The sequence below is a fragment of the Janthinobacterium sp. HH104 genome (assembly GCF_001758715.1).
GTDB lineage: Bacteria > Pseudomonadota > Gammaproteobacteria > Burkholderiales > Burkholderiaceae_D > Janthinobacterium > Janthinobacterium aestuarii.
The window spans coordinates 119,579-138,392 of sequence record NZ_LRIB01000060.1 but is presented as its reverse complement, the minus strand read 5'-3'; the positions used below and the strand labels follow the sequence as shown (position 1 = coordinate 138,392).

Below are 18,814 nucleotides of genomic sequence, written 5' to 3'. Positions count from 1 at the left end.
AATCAGAGAGCGAATGCGCAGCGCATGAAGTCGCGCCGGATGTCGTTGATCCTGTCGAACTCGCGCGTGTAATACAGCTTGTTCGTCAGCAGCACCGCATAGCGGCCGCGCCGGGGGCTGATCCACATGGCCGTGCCCGTGAAGCCCAGGTGGCACCAGACGTCGTCTTGCACCCCTGTGCCTGCCGCCGGATGCCAGAACAGGCCGCGCGAGGGCTGCAGATCGCCCGTCCGCACCGTCAGCGATTCCCTCACCCAATCGGCATCGAACACCGCGCCATGCGGATTCAGCATCGCCCGCAGGAAGCGCTGCAGGTCCGGCACGTTGGAAAACAGCCCGGCAATGCCGCACACGCCGCCCAGCAGCCGGGTTGAAAAGTCATGCACCGTGCCGGCAAGATGGGCGCCTGCCTCGTCGCAGTATTCGGTCGGCGCGACCTGCTGGCCGTGCCGTGGCGCCACAGGACCATATCCCGTGGCGGCCATGCCCAGCGGCTGCAGCACATGCTCGGCAAGGGCCACATCCAGCGGCATGCCCAGCAGCCGCTCGATGACCAGGCCGAGGATCAGGGCCGCGCGGTCCGTGTATTCGACGGCTTGATCTGGTACGCCTTCCAGGGGTTCGCGCAGCACGCCGCGCACGATATCGTCGTACACGTCGCCATAGCTGGCGCGCAGGCGGGCGCGCAGCGGCAAGCCGGCCGTGTGGGTGAGCAGCTGGAAAATCGTGATCGGCGCCAGCGCGTAGCCTGCCGTGCCGGGCAGCAGATCGGCCAGCCGGCTGTCCAGGCGCAGGCGATTCTGCTTCACCAGCTGGCCGACCAGCGACCAGACGCTGATGATCTTGGTCAGCGACGCGATGTCGAACAGGGTGTCGACCTGCATCGCGGCGCTGGAAGGTTCGGGCGTGAGCCGCCCGGCCGCGCCCATTGCGTGGTGGTCGACGGTGCCCACGGACCAGGCCGCGCCTGGGAAAATCTGTTTGCGTACGCCGGCTTCCACCAGCGCTGTCAGTTGCTCTGTAAGGTTGCTTATCTGCATGATGATTGTGCCGTGTTTATCTTGTCATGCTCTGCCGCTGCCACGCCCAGCCACCTTGCCACCGATTGCGCCACCCATTGCCCTTCGTCGAGCGGCAGGTCGTGACCCGCGTCGCCGTGGATCAAACAATCGGCTTGCCAGGCGCGCGCCAGGCGTTGCGAGCAGCGGTGGTCGACCAATCGGTCCAGCGCGCCGGCCATCACCAGCACGGGCATGGGGGGGCGGCTTGCCGGGGCGCGGTAGCGGGCGGCCGACAGCAGCTGGCGCAGCGCGTTGCGGCGGCTGACCGGGTATTGCTGCTGGTAACTGAGCCAGTCGGCCAGCAGGGCGGGGTTGCCATGGGCATGCCTGCGGCTGGTCAGGCGCAGGATCAGACTTTCCTGGCTGCGCCCGTCGCCCAGCAGCAGCTGGCGCAGCAGGGCGCCATAGTTCTGCCAGCGCAGGCGCCGGTAAAACGGGCTATAGGGCCGCATGCTGGTGTTGATCAATACGCAGCGGGCGATTTCCTGCGGGTAGCGGTGACCCCATTCGACGGCCACCATGCCGCCCAGCGACAGGGCCAGCAAGTGGTAGGGCGCGGGGATGCCGCGCGCCAGCAGCTCCTGGCGGCAGTCTTCCACCATGTCGGCCACGCGGATGGCGCTGTCCTGCGCGTGGCGCGTGCCGTTGCCGGGCAGGTCGGGCGTGACGATGTGGGCGCCGGGCAGGGCGCGCGCCAGGGTGGCGGGAAAGCTGCCCCAGTGGCGCTGTTCGCGCATCAGGCCGCGCAGCAGGATCCAGGTGGGCGATCCGCTCATGACTCGTACCATTGCGCCAAGGCGCGCCGGCGCTGGGCCTTGCGCAGCAAGCCTTCCGGCATCCAGCGGCCGTGGCTGCTGGCGGCGCGCATGAGGAAATCGAACCACACCAAGTGCCGGCGCAGCACGCGCTGCAGGCGGTGCGCGGCCGTGGGGTTGAAGATGCTGACCCGGTTGAACAGCTGGCGCGGGTTTTTCTTGACCCAGCGCCACGAGCCCATTTCCAGGGTCAGCGGCAGGAACACGCGCCCGCTGTAGCTGGTGCCGTTCAGGTACAGATAGTCCCACAGGTCGCCATGCGTGCGGTATTGCCGGCTTTGCGGCTCGAACACATAGTTGTGGTTGGGATAGCTCTGGCTGAACAATTCTTCCAGCGCGCCGATCTCGGCCAGGTGCTCGATGGGCACCTTGGTATGCGCATGGGGAAACCAGATGCGGTCGCGCAAGCCGAAACCGGAATGGCAATCGAGGGCGATGCTGAACTGGCGCGACAGCAGTTCGCGCTCGACGAGGTTGCACACGGCCTGGCTTTCCACCTCCATCGGGCCATCCGCCGCGCCCCGGTACCAGGGCAGGCGGGCACTGTAGCGCTGTCCACCGAGCATGAACGGCACTTTTTCGCGCGCGCTCAAGGGCGCATTGCGCATCAGGTCCACGCCGCGCGGATTGCTGCGCGTCGCTTGCCACATGCCGCCCGGATTGACCAGCGGCATGAACACGAGGCGCATGGTTTCCAGCTGCTGGTGCAAGGTGGCGTCCCAGCGCAGGCGCGCGACCAGGCTTTCGAGGAACGACAGCAGCACTTGCGTGCCGATGCGTTCGAGGCCGTGGATGCCGCCGAAAAAGCCCAGCACGGGCACGTCGGGGCTGGGATTGCCCATGGCGATCGAGTACACGGGAAATTCGCGCCCATCCATGGCGATGCTGCAGGGCGCGGCCACTTCCAGGTGGCTGCCGCCCTCGTCGATGAGGCGCTTCAGCATGACCAGCTCGGGCAGATTCTTTTCGATCATCAGGCGTCTGAAAGGGAAAGTAGCAGCCAGTGTAGCCGAAATCACAGCCGCGTCCGACGTCCCGCATGGCGAAATTTATTGATGGCAAGCATGTCACGAAGCCGTCATTTTTTGTGTGTAGGCTATTGCAGTTGATACAAGAATTGTTACTTGGCAATGCCTTGTTGCCACGCAGTTTTCCCCTCACACGATAGCGACTCGATAGCGATATGACAGGCAGCCCGGCATCCGTCCATGTGCTTGCGCTGGCGGGATACCTGGTACTGCTGGGTTTCTTGGCCACGGTGGGGCCCGTGCGGGCGCAGCCGGCCGATGGCGCCGTGTTGCAGTTCGATATCGCCGCGCAAAACCTGGGCGACGCGCTCGATATGTACAGCCGCCGCACGGGCGTCGCCGTGCTGATGGACCAGCGCTACGCGCAGCGCCAGTCGGCCGCCGTGCGCGGCCCGTATGCGGCGGGTGCGGCCCTGCAAGCTTTGCTGGAAGGCACGGGCCTGCTATCGCGCCTGTCCGACGCGCAAGCTGTCATTGTGTATGCCCCGGCCGGCGCTTCAGCAACGGCAGCGGACTTGCCGCAGGCCGCCGTCGTGGCCGCCGCCGACATCCCGGGCGCCACGCAGGGCGGCGGCGACCATGCGGCCTATGTCAGCCGCTTGCAGCACGCGCTGCTGGGACTGCTGTGCCGCGCGGCGCAGACGCGTCCCGGCGGTTATCGCCTGGCGCTGCAACTGTATCTGAACCGTGCCGGCGTGGTGGACCGCGTGCACCTGCTCGACAGCACGGGTTTGCGCGCGCGCGACACGGCCATCGCGCGCGTCGTGCTGGGCATGCGCGTGGGCGCCGCGCCGCTGCCCTCGATGCCGCAGCCCGTTTCCATCCTGCTGCTGCCGCAAGGGCCGGGCAGCGAAGTCGATTGCGCCCCCAAGACCATGTCCGCGCCATGAGCATGCCCGACCTGCGCACCAAGCTCAAACGCCACCTCAGTTCGCGCTACGCCGTGCTGCGCTGGCGTCTTGAGCGCGTCGTCGGCTGCAAGCACCATGCGGCCGATGCGCTGCAGGAAACCTGGCTGCGCCTCGAAGCGATGGTGGCGCCGGGACCGGCCGCCGCGCCCGTCCACAATCCCGACGCCTATCTGCTGCGCATGGCGGCCAATATCGCCACCGATGCCTACCGCCGCGACCGCATCATCGTCACCGAGCGCGAACGCGAAGAGCTGATGGGCATGGCTGACGAACCCGGCGACGACATCAGCGACCCCGCGCGCATCGTCTCGGCGCGGCTCGACGTGCAGGCGCTCGACGCGGCCCTGGCGGCCCTGTCGCCGCGCCGCCGCGCCATCCTGACGGCGGCGCGCATCGACGGCATGCTCAATGCGGACATTGCCGAACGCTTCGGCATTTCTGTGGCGATGGTGAAGAAAGAATTGCAGGCCGCCCTGCAACACTGTAAAACGTGCATGGCCGACGCCGATGCGGCCCAGCGCAGCGATGTGTCGGGCCGGCGTAAATATTGATGAATCCCATGACTGCTCCCGACCGCGATCCACGCGCCCCTTTAGATCATGCCGACACGGCCATTGGCCGGGAAGCCGCTGCCTGGTGGGCGCGGCTGCGTGCCGACGATTTTACGCAAGCCGACGCCGACGCCTTGCGCGCCTGGTGCGCGCTTAGCCCCGACCATGCGCGCGCCTGGCGCGAGCTCAAGCAAGTGTGGCAGGCGCTCGACCTCGCCTTGACCCGCGCCGCCGCACCGCAGGGGGCGGCCGTGCTGGCGTTCCCGGCGCGCCCCGGCCGGCGGGCGTTTCTCGGTGGCGCGCTGGCGGCCGGCGTGGCCGTGCTGGCCTTGCGTCCGCCCTTGGGCGCCTGGCCGTCGCTGCAGGAATTGCGCGCCGATTACCGCACGGGCACGGGCGAGCAGCGGCAACTGGCGCTGTCGCAGCAGATGACGGTGCAGATGAATACGCAGACGCGCATCGACGTGCGGGCGCCGGAAGCGATCGAACTGCTGGGCGGCGAAGCGGAAATTCTTGCCAGCGGCGCGCGCCAGCCCGTATCGGTGGTGGCGGGCGCGGGGCGTTTATTGGCGCAGTCGGCCCGCTTCAATGTGCGCCACACGGACGACGCCGTGTGCGTCACCTGCCTGGCGGGTGCCGTGGACGTAGTCTGGCAGCAGCGCCGCCAGACCCTCGACGCGGGGCAGCAACTGGTCTACGACGAGCAAGGCGTGCAGGCGGCCACGGCCGCGCCGGCCGGGGAGGCCAGCGCATGGCGCACGGGCGCGCTGTCGTTTGCCGGCCAGCCGCTGTCCCGCGTGGTCGATGAAATCAACCGCTACCGTCCGGGCAGGGTCGTACTGCGCAATGCGGAACTGGGCCGGCGCCTCGTGCGCATGCGCTTTTCCATCACCCAGATGGATGGCGCGCTGGCGATGATACGCGACTTGACTGGGGCGCAAATGACCAGCCTGCCAGGCGGCATCGTGCTGCTCAGCTGAAGTGCGGCGCGTGCCAGGGTGCGCCGCAAAAAATATTTTACAAAAGTATTATCCCTTCCGCCGCCCAGCTACGTCATGGAGGCATGGACGCTTGCGCTAACGCCAGGCTCCGTTCCCTTCTCTCTAGCCAGGAAACCATTGCCATGACCAAGCTTCACACTGCCCAGCGCCCAGTCCTCACGTCCACGCTGGGCAGCCGCTTGCGGCTCACGCCGCTCGCTTACGCATTGACCACCATGCTGATGGCGGGCGCCTTCAGCACGCCGGCCCGCGCGCAGCAGGCGTTCAGCGGCGGCTGGTTCGCGGCCAAGGGTGCGGCGCAAAATACGGCGGCCAGCTCCGGCCGCCTGCCGAATGGCCAGCCGCTGCCGCTGGGCAGCCGCCCAGAGGGCCAGCAACAGCAGGCGAACCAGCAGTTGCAGCGTTCGCTCAACAACCTGAACCTGGCCGCGCGCGCCATCGCCGCGCAGCAAGCGGCCCAGGCGCAGGCGCGCCAGGCAGCTGGTGGCGGTCTCAGCATGCCGAACGGCCTGGCGCAGGGCGGCTTGCAGGTCGACACCAACAGCCTGACGGCCGGCTGGCTCAACGCCCAGGCGCCCGTGCAGACGGTGGCGGCGGGCAAGACGGCCGTGGTGGTGCAGCAGACGGCGGACAAGGCCATCCTGAACTGGGAAACGTTTAATGTGGGCAAGGACACGACTCTGACCTTCCAGCAGCAGAAGGACTGGGCCGTGCTGAACCGGGTCAACGATCCGCAAGCGCGGCCCAGCCAGATCCAGGGCCAGATCAAGGCCGACGGCACGGTGCTGATTGCTAACCGCAACGGCATCGTGTTTACCGGCACGAGCCAGGTCGACACGCGCAGCCTGGTGGCGGCCGCGGCCCGCATCAGCGATACGCAATTCCAGAAGAATGGCATCTACAGTCCCGGCACGGCCGGCGCCGCGACGTTTACCGATGCGGACGGCAAGGTGCAGGTGCAGGCGGGCGCGCGCCTGGCCAGCAATGCGCCCAAGGGCAGCACGGAAGGCGGCGGTTACGTGATGCTGCTGGGCAAAGAGGTCCACAATGCGGGCGAGATCAATACGCCGAAAGGCCAGGCCCTGCTGGCCGCCGGCGACAGTTTTACCATCAAGAAGGGCGTGGGCACGGATGGCAACCCGCTGTCGACCACGCGCGGCAGCGAAGTCACGCCGCAATTCGCGGCCGCCAGCACTGCGGGTAAGGTCGTCAACACGGGTCTGATCCAGGCGCGCGAAGGCGACATCACCCTGGCCGGGCGCGACGTGCGGCAGGATGGCGTGCTGCTCGCGTCCACCACGGCGGCCACGCGAGGCACCATCCACCTCAACGCCCTGGGCGGCGATGCTGCCGTGACCCTGGGACGCGGCGCCACCACGGCCATCGTCGTCGAGGACGACGGCAAGACGATGGCGCTCGACAGCCAGCGCGACGCCATGCGCGGGCCGGCCGTGACGTCCACGGAAAATATCCTCGCCGTCAACGACCGCCGCGACCAGTCGCGCATCGAGATCGGCAGCGCCGGCACGGTGGAATTCCTCGGCGACTCGCTGACCCTGGCCACCGGCGGGCAGCTCGCCGTCAACGCCGGCAGCCGCAGCCTCGTGCGCGATGGGGCCCAGCTCGACGTTTCCGGCGCCGTGGGCGTGAAAGTGGCGATGGCGGCGAACAATATCGAGATCAACGTGCAGGGCAACGAGCAGCGCGATGCGCCCGTCAACCGCGATGGCAAGGCCCTGATCAACAGCAGCATCTGGGTGGACCGCCGCAAGCTCGTGTTCGTACCGAAAGGCACGAACGGCTACGACAGTGACCGCTGGTACACGGCCGGCGGCTTGCTGGAAGTGGCCGGTTATTTGGGCACGCAAGGCCATTCCGTCAGCGAATGGATGGCGCAGGGCGGCACGGTGAGCTTCGGCGGCAAGGATGTCATCACGCAGCTTGGCTCCAGCATCAATCTATCCGGCGGCACTTTGGACGTGCAGACGGGCGCCGTGCGCCAGACCTGGCTCAAAGGCGCGGACGGCAAGCTGCACGAGGCGGGCAGCGCGCCCGGCGACTTGCAGTATCTGGGCGTCTACAAGGGCTACGAGGAAGAACACGCGCGCTGGGGCAAGGATGCCAGCGCCTTTTACGCCAATCCCCTGATCGCCGCGCAACTGCGTCTGGAAAACGGCTACACGGCAGGGCGCGACGCGGGCAAGCTGGTGGTCGCCACGGGTTCTGCCGTGCTGGAAGGCGGCATCGCGGGCGACGTCTTCCAGGGCGAGCGCCAGGTACAGGCGCCGCAATCGCTGCTCGACGGCTACCAGCAGTCGCAGTTCGCCGCCGCGCAGCGGGGACAATTGATCGTCGGCCAGTATCAAGCCATGTTCGACAAGCGCACGGGCGTGCTGCAGCATGCGCTGTCGGCCGTCATGGACGAGGTGCGCCTGACGCGTGTGCAGGATGGCATCGCCGCCGGCCTCGACGTGACAGGCATGCTGGACGCTGAGCGCCAGGGCAAGCTGCTGCTCGACACCGGCTTGCTGAACAGCCAGCCACTGGGCGCCATCCGCATCGCGGCCAAGGGCGCGGTCACCGTCGACAGTGCGCTGCAGGTGGCCGATGGCGGCAACATCACCTTGTTCGGCAATGACGTGGCCATCAATGCGGGCCTGCGCAGCCATGGCGGCAGCATCGCGGCCGGCAATGTGCTGAACCAGATTGGCGCGTTGGGCATGAGCGACACCGTCGTCATCCCGGGCGGGTCCGTGGGCAAGCTGGTGCTGGCCGATGGCGTGAGTCTGGACACCGGCGGCTTGCTCAGCAATGTGCTGCGCGACCCGCTGGCCGCCGCCGGCTTGCCGTACATGAATGGCGGCAATGTCTCGTTGCGGGCGAATGGCGACGTGCGCATCGGCAATGGCAGCCTGATCGACGTGAGCTCGGGCGCGGCCATCCTGTCGCAGGCGAAACAGCAGGGCGGCAAGGGCGGCAACGTGAGCCTGGCCAGCTATGGGCCGAAGGCCGACCTGGTGCTGGGCGAGGGCGCGCAAGTGCGCGGCCATGGCGTGGCGGGCGGCGGCAAGCTGGAATTGCAGGCGAACAAGATCGTGATCGGCCAGGCCGAGACGGAACAGAAAGGCGCCCTGCAGCTGGGCGGCGATTTCTTCGACAAGGGTTTTTCCAGCTACAGCCTGGTCGGCAAGCAGGGCGTGACGGTGGCGGACGGCACGCAGGTCGACGTGCGCATGCCCGTGCTGCGCGTGGTGGACAATGAGAAAATGGCCGTATGGACGCCGGAGCAGTACACGGAAAACGCGCTCAAGGGCATCTTGACGCAGCGCAAGGGCGCCAGCCTGGCCTTGCAGGTGGGCGATATCGAGTCCGATGCGGCCGGCATGGCCAGCGCCGAACTGCTGGTGGGCAAGGGTGCCGTGGTGAGCGTCGATGCGGGCCAGTCCATCAAGCTGTCCAGCGTGGGCCAGCTGACGGTGGACGGCCGCTTGAACGCCTGGGGCGGCAAGATCAGCCTCGGCGGCGTGGGCGTCGGCGTGAGTGTGTCCGAAGCCGTGGAAGCGGCCGGCCATGGCCGTTCCCTGTGGATAGGCGAGAATGCCGTGCTCGACGTCGCCTCGCGCGCCGTCACGGCTGTGGATGCGCAGAGCCGGCGCTACGGCAAGGTGGTCGATGGCGGCAGCATCGTCGTCGGCGGCGAGATCGACAATGCGCAGGGCAGCACGTCGGCGGCCAGCCTGTTTGTTGTCGTGCGCGATGGCGCCGTGCTCGACGCTTCGGGCGCGCATGCCGTGCTCGACGTGAACGGCGCGGCCGTCGACGTCGTCAGCGCGGGCGGCAGCATCGCGCTGGCGTCGAACAACGGCTTGTATCTCGATGGCCAGCTGCTGGCCAGGGCCGGTGGCGCGGGCGCGGCAGGCGGCAGCCTGTCCGTGGCCACGGGTTCGCCCGAATACCTGAAAGTGCTGGCCACGGACAAGGTGCTGCAGGGGCGGCAACTGGCCGTGACGCAGCGCCAGGGCGCCAGCGACCTGGCCGAAAACGTGCGCGCACGGGACGCGGCGGCAACGCTGCAGTACGGCCACGGCCGTTTTTCCGTGGAGCAGGTGGAAGCGGGCGGCTTCGGCAGCCTGGCCCTGCTGGGTGCCGCCTCCTTCGATGGCGACGTGTCGCTGCATCTGCAGCAAAGCTTCCAGCTGTACGGCGCGCCCGTGCTGACACCAGGCAGCAAGCCCGGCGCGAAGGTCGGCATCGCGGCGCCGTACGTGCGCCTGGCCAGCGTCAAGCCGGTCGGACGCGATTTCTATGTCACGCCAGGCACGGCGGGCGAGTCGCCGGTCGTCGGCCAGGTCAGCATGACGGGCGACCTGATCGACGTGCGCGGCCTGGTCAATATCGTTGCCGACGACGTGCGCCTGAGCAGCCGCGGCGACTTGCGCTTCCTGCTGTCCCCGCTGGGCTGGGGTGGCGCGGAGGCGACGACGGTGCTGTCCTCGCCGGGCGACATGACCCTCAGCGCGGCCCAGCTGTACCCGGACACGGGCGCCGGCGCCGCCGTACGCGTCGGTTATGGCCGCACCGATGGAAAGTTCGGCTACGACCCGGCGCGCAGCCTGCGCATCGCTCGCACGACCGATGGCGTGCCGGCCATGCCGTATTCCGCCTTCGGCTCGCTGGAACTGGAGGCTGCGCATATCGAGCAGGGCGGCGTGGTGCGCGCACCGCTGGGCCGCTTAGCGATCGGCGCGGCCCGCTATGACAATGACAAGAGCCTGAGCGTCAATCTGCTGGCCAACAGCATCAGCTCCGTCAGTGGCGCCGGCCTGGTCATGCCGTATGGCGGCACGGTCGATGGCCAGAGCTGGAACGTGGATGGCAAGCTGGCCGCCTTCATGGGCGTGGGCGGCTTCAATGCGCAGGGTGGCTTGCGCGTCGGCGTGGAAATGGCCGGCGTGGCCGTGAACGTGCAGCCGGGCGCGCTGCTCGACCTGTCCGGCGGCGGCGAACTGACGGGCGCCGGCTTCATCGCGGGCCGCGGCGGTTCCACCGATGCGCGCACTCACCCGCTGGTGCAGGTGGGGGCGAACGGCGGTTTTGTCTTGCCTGGCCTGGCGACGAATCCCGTGTACGCCATCGTGCCTGGTGTGCAGGCGCCGCAAGGGCCTTCGGGCGCCGCCGATGCCGTCATTGGCCGGCAGGTGACGATAGGCAGCGGCGTGCCGGGCCTGGCGGCCGGCACCTATACCCTGATGCCGTCGACCTACGCCTTGCTGCCGGGCGCCTTCCGCGTGGAGCTGAACGGCCTGGCGGGCCAGGGCGGCGCCGGCTCGCTGGCGCAGCAGCTGCGCAACGGTTCCTGGGCCGCGCCCGGTACCCTGTCGATCGCCGGCACGGACATCCGCGCGCCGCTGGCCAGCCAGCTGATACTCACGCCGGCCAAAGTCTTGCGCACGTATTCCCAGTACAACGAAATGGGCTATGCCGCGTTTGCCCTGGCCGATGCGCAAACGCGCGGCATTCCCCGCGCGATGCTGCCGTCCGATGCGAAAACGCTCAAGCTGACCATGGCGCCCGGCGGCGGCCTCGAGACGTTCCAGTTCCAGGGTGCCGGCAAATTCGCGGCGGCCGAGGGCGGCTATGGCGGCACCGTGGTGCTGATGTCGAACGATAGCTCGACTGGCGAAATTGAAATTCTCGCCGACGGCGCGCCAGCCAGCGGCGGCGCAAAACAGGTCAGCATACGGGCTTCAAGCCTGAACAATATCGGCGCGGCCCGCATCGTGGTGGGCAATTCGCCCACGGTGGAATATGGCCAGGGCGGCAATTACGTGAACTTCGGCGTCCAGTCGGCGCGCGCCATCTATCTGCGCGCCGGCGCCGTCCTGTCGGCGCCCGAAGTGTTCCTGGTCGCCCAGGATCCGAGCAACGTGCAATTGGGCAATGGCGTGATCGATATCGCGGCCGGCGCCGGCATCAACACCCTGGGCCGCGGCAAGGCCGCGTACGACGCCAATGATGGCTTCATCTACCAGAGCCGCCCGGACGTGCACATGCTGGCCGCGTCGAACGGCTTGCTCAATGTGGCGCCCGTCAGCGGCACGACGCGCGGCGGCATCCGCATCGGCATGTGCGCCGCCGCTTGCGCCGGCACGGCCAGCCTGTATTCGGAAGGCACCTTGCTGCTGGCGACCAGCGGCAGCTTCCAGCTCGACGACACGGCCCGCTACGGCACGCGCAACCTGAGCCTGGCCGTGGGCGCCATCAATATCGGTTCGAACGAGGCGCTGGCGGCGGCCCAGTCCGGCGGCACGCGTCCCGCTGGACTGACCCTGAACCAGGGCCTGCTGGACCGCCTGCTGCGCGGCGACACCAGCACGGGCGCGCCAGCGCTGCAGGCGCTGATGCTGAACGCGGCCGACAGCGTCAATTTCTATGGCGACGTGGTGCTCGACACCTACGACAAGACGAGCGGAAAATCGAACCTGGAGCGCCTGGTGCTGACCACGCCGGCCATGTACGGCCAGGGCGATGCCGGCACGGTGGCCACCATCCGCACGGCCAACCTGATCTGGGGCGGCGCCCTGTCGGCGCCCGGCAATGTGATCGCGCATGGCGCCGGCACGGGCAGCGGCACCTTGAATCTGGAAGCGGAACGCATCGATTTCGGTTTCGGCCCGTTCACGCAGCCGGCCGGCGTCGCCACCTTCGACCGCCTGGCGCTGGGTTTTGGCACCGTCAACCTGAAAGCGTCGGGCCAGGTCACGGCCAACCACAAGGGCAGCCTGTCCGTCCACCAGGCGCAGGGCGCGTATGAGGCGGGCAAGGGTTTCCAGTACAGCGGCGGCAATCTGAACATCGTCACGCCGCTGCTGACGGGCGACGCCGGTTCGTCGCACAGCTATACGGCCGGCGGCGCGCTGGCCGTGACGGCGCCGGCGGGCGCGCCAGCCCCTTTCGCCAAAACTAACGCTGCGCTGGGCGCCCAGCTGGCCTTGAACGGCGACAGCGTGAACGTGGCCACGGCCGTGGTGCTGCCCAGCGGCAAGCTCACGATCAGCGCGCAGCACGACATCACCGTGGCCGACGCTGCGCGCATCGACATGGCGGGCCGCAAGAGCACCTTCTTCGACGTGGATAAATACAGCTGGGGCGGTGACGTGGTCCTGGACAGCCGCGCCGGCGATATCCGCGCAGCGAACGGCAGCGTGATCGACCTGTCGGCCGAGAACAACCGCGCCGGCAGCCTGAAGGCCGTGGCCCTCGACGGCGCGGCCGGCATGGTGGAGCTGCAAGGCAAGATATTGGGCGGCGCCAGCGGCAGCTACGACGCGGGCGGCACCGTGGTGCCGTACAAGTTGGGCAGCGTGGATGTGCGCGCGCGCACCCTGGGCGTAGGCGGCACCCTGGACGGCCAGTTCGCCGCGCTCAACACGCGCCTGAACGAGGGCGGCGTGACGGGCGCGCGCAGCTTCCAGCTGAAACAGGGCGACTTGACCATCGGCAATGAGCTCAAGGCGGGCGACGTGCAGGTGGCCGTCGACAATGGCCGCCTGACGGTGGCCGGCGTGATCGATGCCAGCGGCGAGCGCGTGGGCAGCATCCGCCTGGCCGGCAAACATGGCGTCACCCTGGCCAACAACGCCGTGCTCGACGCGCATGGCACCGTTCTGCGCGTCGACAGCTATGGCAAGATCATCGACAGCCCGAACCGGGCCATGGTGGAACTGAACGGCGGCGAAGGCTTGCTGGACCTGGCCGGCGGCGCGCAGATCGACGTGCGCCACGGCACGGCGGCCGTGCTTGGGAAGGGCAAGGGAGAACACGACGGCGCCGCGCGCGGCACGGTGGAATTGACGGCGCCGCGCCTGGGCAGCGGCGGTACAAGCAAGGATGTCGACGCCGCCACCTTTGGCGACATCGGCGTCCGTGCCGGTGGCGGTTTTACCGTGCGCGGCGCGAAATCGATCGCCGTCAACGCCATGCAGCGCTACGACGATGCGGCCTACGCCACGGTGCCTGGCGCCAACGGGCAGCCCGTGCAAGACCTGTCGGCCACCGGCCGCCCATACCAGGTGGTCAACCAGGCATACCTCGACAGCAAGCATGCGGACAGCACGGCCTTTATCGATGCGGCGCTGGCCAACACGAACTTGCGCAATGGCAAGCTGGCGGGCTTGAACACGGCCGCGTATGCCGAGGCGCTGCACTTGCGTCCCGGCGTCGATATCGTCAGCAAGACGCCAGACGGCGACCTCGTGGTGCAGGGCGACCTGGATTTGTCCGGCATGCGCTACGCCAGCCTCAATCCGCGTTTTCAAGTGACGAATGCGCGCGGCTCGGGCGAGGTGGGCAGCCTGCTGCTGCGCGCTGGCGGCGATTTGAATATCTATGGCAGCATCAATGACGGCTTCGCGCCGCCGCCGTCCACGCAGGACGACAAGGGCTGGCTGTTGCTGCCTGGGCGAGACATCAACGGCAGCGACGTCATCGTGCCGGGCAAGGGCGTGACCCTGGCCGACGGCACCATCTTCCCGGGCGGCGTCACGCTCAATTACGACGTGCCCGTCAAGGCCCTGAGTTTCCGCGCCAACACGCGCCTGCCCGTGGATGTGGTCCTGAACCAGAAGCTCACCGTGCCGGCCGGTACGGTACTGGCCGCTGCCGTGCGCGACAGCGCCGGCAATATCGTCCACGCGGCGGGTACCTTGCTGGCCACGGAACAGACCTTTACTGCCGGCATGCGGCTTGACGCGGGCAGCGTGATCGCGCAAATGGTCAAGGTGCGCGCCATGACGTGGCCGAAAGGCGTTGCCTTGCCGGGCTTGCTGGGTGAGCTCAACGTGGTCACGCTCAGTGGCAAGGTGGCGCTGCCCGTCGGCGCGCTGATCCCGAACGGCACCGACGTCAAGCTGTTGCCCGGCGTGGCTGCCATCGAGCTGCGCCCGGAAGTGGCGGGCAGCCAGGGCAAGTTGTGGGCCATCGCGCCCATGCTGGCCGAAGGTTCGCAATCATGGGGCATGCGCCTGGTGGCCGGCGCCGACCTGGACGCGGCCGACACGCGCAGCGTGCAGGCGCATCCGTCGCACGGCACCTTGCGCCTGGCGGACAGCCATTACGGCATGTATGGCGTCATGATCCCGCCGAAGGGCGTGCAGCACTGGACGCAGGCGGCGCAGGAGCTGGGCGAGCGCGAGGGCATCGTCGGCATCGTGGCGGGCGAACCGATCACCGAGGAATTCATCAGCCAGTTCGGCCAGACCGTGGCGGAGTTCTGCGCTGGCGACGCCAGCATGTGCGTGCTGAAGCTGGCCTATGTGTGGACCAAGGCCGGCGCCGAAGAATTCGCCGACCCGAGCGTGAAGGCGGGCGACGTGGTCGACCTGGCCGGCCTGGGCTGGCCCACCATGTGCGAGGAAAACCCCACCTGGTGCGGCACCTCCAACCCTACCTTCGACAACAAGGCGTCCAGCCTGCGCCACAGCGTGCTGCGCACGGGCACGGGCGACCTGGACCTCGTCAGCGGCGGCGACTTGCGCGTGGATAGCCTGTACGGCGTGTACACGGCCGGCATGTCGTCCATGGCGACCACGGCCGGCGACCCGTACAACCTGGCGCGCGCGCGCAATCTGGACGGCAAGGTGCTGGCCAATCCCGATGGTGCGCATGAACGCCTGGTCGATGGCGGCGCCGACAGTATTTACCGGGCATGGTATCCGGACCAGGGCGGCAATCTGCTGCTGCGGGTGGCGGGCGACCTGAGCGGCTCGCTGGTCGGCGCGTCCGCCGCCACCAACGGGCGCCCCGTCAGCAAGGATGGTCCGGGCGATTCGGTGGCGGTGGGCAACTGGCTGTGGCGCCAGGGCAGCGGCGGTGTGGCTACGGGCGGTCCGGCCCAGCCGACGGCGTGGTGGATCAATTTCGGCAGCTACGTGGGCCGCGATACCCTGGCCGATACCATGCTGGGCTTTACGGGCTTCGGCACCCTGGGTGGCGGCAACGTGCGCGCCGATGTGGCGGGCGATGCGGGTGTGCTGGCGCCCAAGGTTGCCACCGTGTATGACATCAACATCAATCCGCGCTCGCAGGGCTTGCTGCTGGCCGTGGGCAGCACGGGCCGCGTGCTGGCCGATGGCAGCCTGCAACTGACGGGCGGCGGCGACCTGGACCTGCGCGTGGGCGGCGCCCTCAACCCTGCCAGCCAGTCCGGTGGCGGCCACTTGAATGGCGCGCTGGTCGATTTGCGCGGCCACGTGGACGTGGCCGCTGCCCAGCTGGGCAAGGTCGCGCTGCAGTACGGCACGCGCTCGACCGACCACGTGCCGCTGGAAACGCGTGCCTTCGACGCCTTCCATGCCACGCGCGCCACGCCGCAGGGCGGCATGACTCTGGTGCCCGGCGACGCCACCGTCAGCGTGGCAACCCTGGGCGACCAGGTGCTGCAGGACGTGGCCGACCCCGGCCGCGTGCCGATGTTCAACGCCGCGCCGTTCATCAGCGCGTCGGGCGAGCCGGGCGCCGGCTACAGCTGGTTCAGCCTGTGGACGCCGCGCACGGCGCTCGACCTGTTCTCCGCCGGCGGCAACATGACGCCGCTGACGGCGCCGATCGGCACGGCCACCGACCTGGCCGTCGTCTACCCGTCCATCGTGCGGGCCGCGGCCGCGAATGGCAGCTTGTACTATGGCAAGACCATCTCGGACTGGGGTGGTGCGACCGCGTATGCCGATCCTTTGCTGCTGGCGCCGTCGGGCTACGCCCAGCTGGAGTGGCTGGCCGGCGATTCCATCTATGCGGGCGGCTATGCCGTCAGCCAGTCCGGCGCGGCCGCCGACAGCATGGCCACGCCGTTCAAGCCGGCCTTCGAAGCCTGGAATCTCAGGCCTGGCAGCCTGACGTCGGCGGGCGGCAATGTTTCGGGCTCGGGCGTGCCATCGTCGCAGTGGAACTTTCCGCTGTTCGCCTTCGGGCCCGATTCCGCCGCCGGTCCGGCCAACAGCGGCACGCAAGTGGCGCGTATCTATGCCGTGAAGGGCGATCTGATCGGCGTCAATAGCGGCCGCATGGTTGCGTTCTACGACGCCAAGCACGCGGGCATCACCTGGTACGAGGGGGCGCAACCGGTCTGGATGAAGGCGGGCCGCGATATCGTCGGCAGCGGCACGGCGCTGCTGGAAGCCATCGACGGCACGGGCGGTGGCGACATGATGTTCCGCAATTACAGCAACCTGTTCGTGCACAACAACGCGTTCGACGTGTCGGTGGTGTCGGCCGGACGCGATATCCTCGGCAGTTCCTTCAACGTGGCCGGCCCCGGCACGCTCGACATCAGCGCCGGGCGCAATATATTGATGCAGGACAAGGGCAGCGTCGTCAGCCTCGGCCCCGTCGTCGCGGGAGACAAGCGCCCGGGCGCCGGCATCGCCATGCAGGCTGGCGTGGGCGCGGCTGGCCTCGACTACCTGCGCTTCGTCAAGCCCTATCTTGACCCGGCGAACGTGGCGAAGACGGGCGTGCCGCTGGCCGACCAGGCCGGCAAGGTGGTGAAAGCGTACGACGGCGAACTGGCGACCTGGCTCGGTGAGCGCTACGGCTTCAAGGGCACGGCCGCCGAAGCGCTGGCCTACTTCCTCGCTTTGCCCGAGCCGCAGCAGCGCGTGTTTGCCCGCAACGTGTATTTCGCGGAACTGAAGGCGGGCGGGCGCGAGTTCAACGATGCGGACAGCGCGCGCTACGGCAGCTTCCTGCGCAGCCGCAACGCCATCGCGGGCCTGTCGCCAGCCGTGGACGCGACTGGCAAGGCGATTTCCTATGCGGGCGACATCATCATGTACCGCGGCCTGTACGCCAAGCGCAACGACGGCGAGCAGCGCTGGGATTACTTCCCCCGCAGCGGCTACGTGCATACGAACTTCGGCGGCGACATCCAGATGCTGACGCCGGGCGGCAAGCAGGTGCTGGGCATCGAAGGCGAGGCGCCGCCGTCGACGTCGGGCGTCATCACCAAGGGCGGCGGCAATATCGGCCTGTTCTCGCACGGCAGCATCCTGCTGGGCCAGAGCCGCATCATGACGACGTTCGGCGGCGACATCCTCGGCTGGTCGTCGCAAGGCGACATCAACGCGGGGCGCGGCTCGAAGTCGACCATCGTCTATACGCCGCCCAAGCGCGTGTATGACAACTGGGGCAACGTGACCCTGTCGTCCGACGTGCCGAGCACGGGCGCCGGCATCGCCACCCTGGCGCCGATTGCCGAAGTGCCGGCCGGCGACGTGGACCTGCTGGCCCCGCTGGGCACCATCGACGCGGGCGAGGCGGGCATCCGCGTGTCGGGCAACGTCAACCTGGCCGCGCTGACCGTGATGAACGCGGCGAACATCCAGGTCAAGGGGGAGTCCAAGGGCATGCCCACGGTGGCGTCCGTCAACGTGGCCGCCATGACGAACGCCAGCGCGGCCGCCACGCAGGCCACGGCCGCCGCCCAGGACGTGGTGCAGCGCGAGCGCGCCGCCACCCGTTCGGCGCAGCCATCGGTGTTCACGGTGCGCGTGCTGGGTTTTGGCAATGACGCGCCGCCGGACAGCGCGCAAGCGGCGCCGCAGGATGGCGCGCGCATCGAGGCGGCCGACTACAACCCGCGCAGCGCCGTGCGCGTGCTGGGCCTGGGCCCGCTGCCGGAATCGGCCACGCGCCAGCTGACGGCGCAAGAGCGCAGCAGGTTGTCGCCATGATGGCCGGCCTGGTGAGTATGACGGCTGCCTTGCCCTTGCGCATGACGGGCATGGCTTGGTACCGCCCGGCCATCCGCCCCCGGCAGCAGGCGGCGAACGACGTGGCGCCAGGACAGGGCAGCCAGCTGCAGGCGGTGCTGGAGGGTAATTACGCGGCCCTGCACCGGCGCCTGGCGCGCCACCTGGGCTGCGCCGAACTGGCCAGCGACAGCCTGCACGACGCCTGGCTGCGCCTGGGCGCGCTGGCGGCCGGGGACGCGGACGGAGCTGCGCTGGCGCACAGCCCCGTCGCCTATGTGTTCCGCGTCGCGTGCAATGCGGCCATGGACAGCCTGCGCCGCAACCGCGCCTGGCTGTATGCGGACGACGGTGATGGGGGCGGCGCCGGCCTCGTCGATTTCCTTGCCGATACGGCGGCCGGGCCGGAACGCCTGGCCGAGCTGCAGGCCGACGTGCGCCGGCTGGCGCTGGCTGTCGATTTGCTGCCGCGGCGCCACCGGCAAGTGCTCGAAGCGCTGCGCGTGGACGAGCTGACCCGCCAGGAAGTGGCTGAACGGCACGGCATGTCCTTGCGTAATGTCGATACGGCCTTGCGCCAGGCGCTCGACCATTGCGCCCGCCACACGGGCTACGCGGCGCAGGGCGGCGTCGGCACGACCCGGCGCGGCCTCAGGCTGAACGTTCGTTTGCGTACAGACGCGTAAGAATCGGGCCGTCAG

General features: G+C 68.6%; 8 protein-coding genes. 5 read left to right on the top strand and 3 right to left on the bottom strand.

The window, feature by feature from the left end; all coding sequences use genetic code 11:
- Positions 1–2: 2 nt before the first annotated feature.
- From JAB6_RS27485 to JAB6_RS27475, 3 genes are read right to left on the bottom strand one after another with little or no spacing between them, the layout of a single operon-like run.
- On the bottom strand, positions 3–1,040 hold the full coding sequence (locus JAB6_RS27485; protein ID WP_070305976.1) for a serine hydrolase: 1,038 nt from the start codon (positions 1,038–1,040) through the stop codon (positions 3–5).
- Entirely contained in the window at positions 1,031–1,837 is an 807-nt protein-coding gene (locus JAB6_RS27480; RefSeq protein WP_070305975.1) for an alpha/beta fold hydrolase, read from the bottom strand. Before JAB6_RS27480 ends, JAB6_RS27485 begins: the two co-directional genes overlap by 10 nt.
- Complete coding sequence (locus JAB6_RS27475; RefSeq protein ID WP_070305974.1) at positions 1,834–2,850, bottom strand: M14 family zinc carboxypeptidase; 1,017 nt, start codon at positions 2,848–2,850, stop codon at positions 1,834–1,836. The genes JAB6_RS27480 and JAB6_RS27475 overlap by 4 nt, the downstream gene beginning before the upstream one ends.
- A 209-nt stretch (positions 2,851–3,059) precedes the next feature.
- On the opposite strand from JAB6_RS27475, the gene JAB6_RS27470 reads away from it, so the two are divergent.
- The 5 genes from JAB6_RS27470 to JAB6_RS27450 all read left to right on the top strand — a co-directional run bounded on the left by JAB6_RS27470 (position 3,060) and on the right by JAB6_RS27450 (position 18,799).
- Positions 3,060–3,794, top strand: coding sequence for a hypothetical protein (locus JAB6_RS27470; protein ID WP_139143525.1), 735 nt, complete (start codon positions 3,060–3,062; stop codon positions 3,792–3,794).
- Entirely contained in the window at positions 3,791–4,366 is a 576-nt protein-coding gene (locus tag JAB6_RS27465; protein WP_139143524.1) for an RNA polymerase sigma factor, read from the top strand. Before JAB6_RS27470 ends, JAB6_RS27465 begins: the two co-directional genes overlap by 4 nt.
- A gap of 8 nt (positions 4,367–4,374) precedes the next feature.
- On the top strand, positions 4,375–5,346 hold the full coding sequence (locus tag JAB6_RS27460) for a FecR family protein (RefSeq protein WP_070305971.1): 972 nt from the start codon (positions 4,375–4,377) through the stop codon (positions 5,344–5,346).
- A gap of 143 nt (positions 5,347–5,489) precedes the next feature.
- A complete protein-coding gene (locus JAB6_RS27455; RefSeq protein WP_070305970.1) occupies positions 5,490–18,095 on the top strand; it encodes a filamentous haemagglutinin family protein in 12,606 nt (4,201 codons plus the stop codon).
- Positions 18,092–18,799 carry an RNA polymerase sigma factor gene (locus JAB6_RS27450; protein WP_070305969.1) on the top strand — a complete coding sequence of 236 codons (708 nt, stop codon included), beginning with the start codon at positions 18,092–18,094 and terminating at the stop codon, positions 18,797–18,799. The genes JAB6_RS27455 and JAB6_RS27450 overlap by 4 nt, the downstream gene beginning before the upstream one ends.
- Positions 18,800–18,814: the final 15 nt, after the last annotated feature.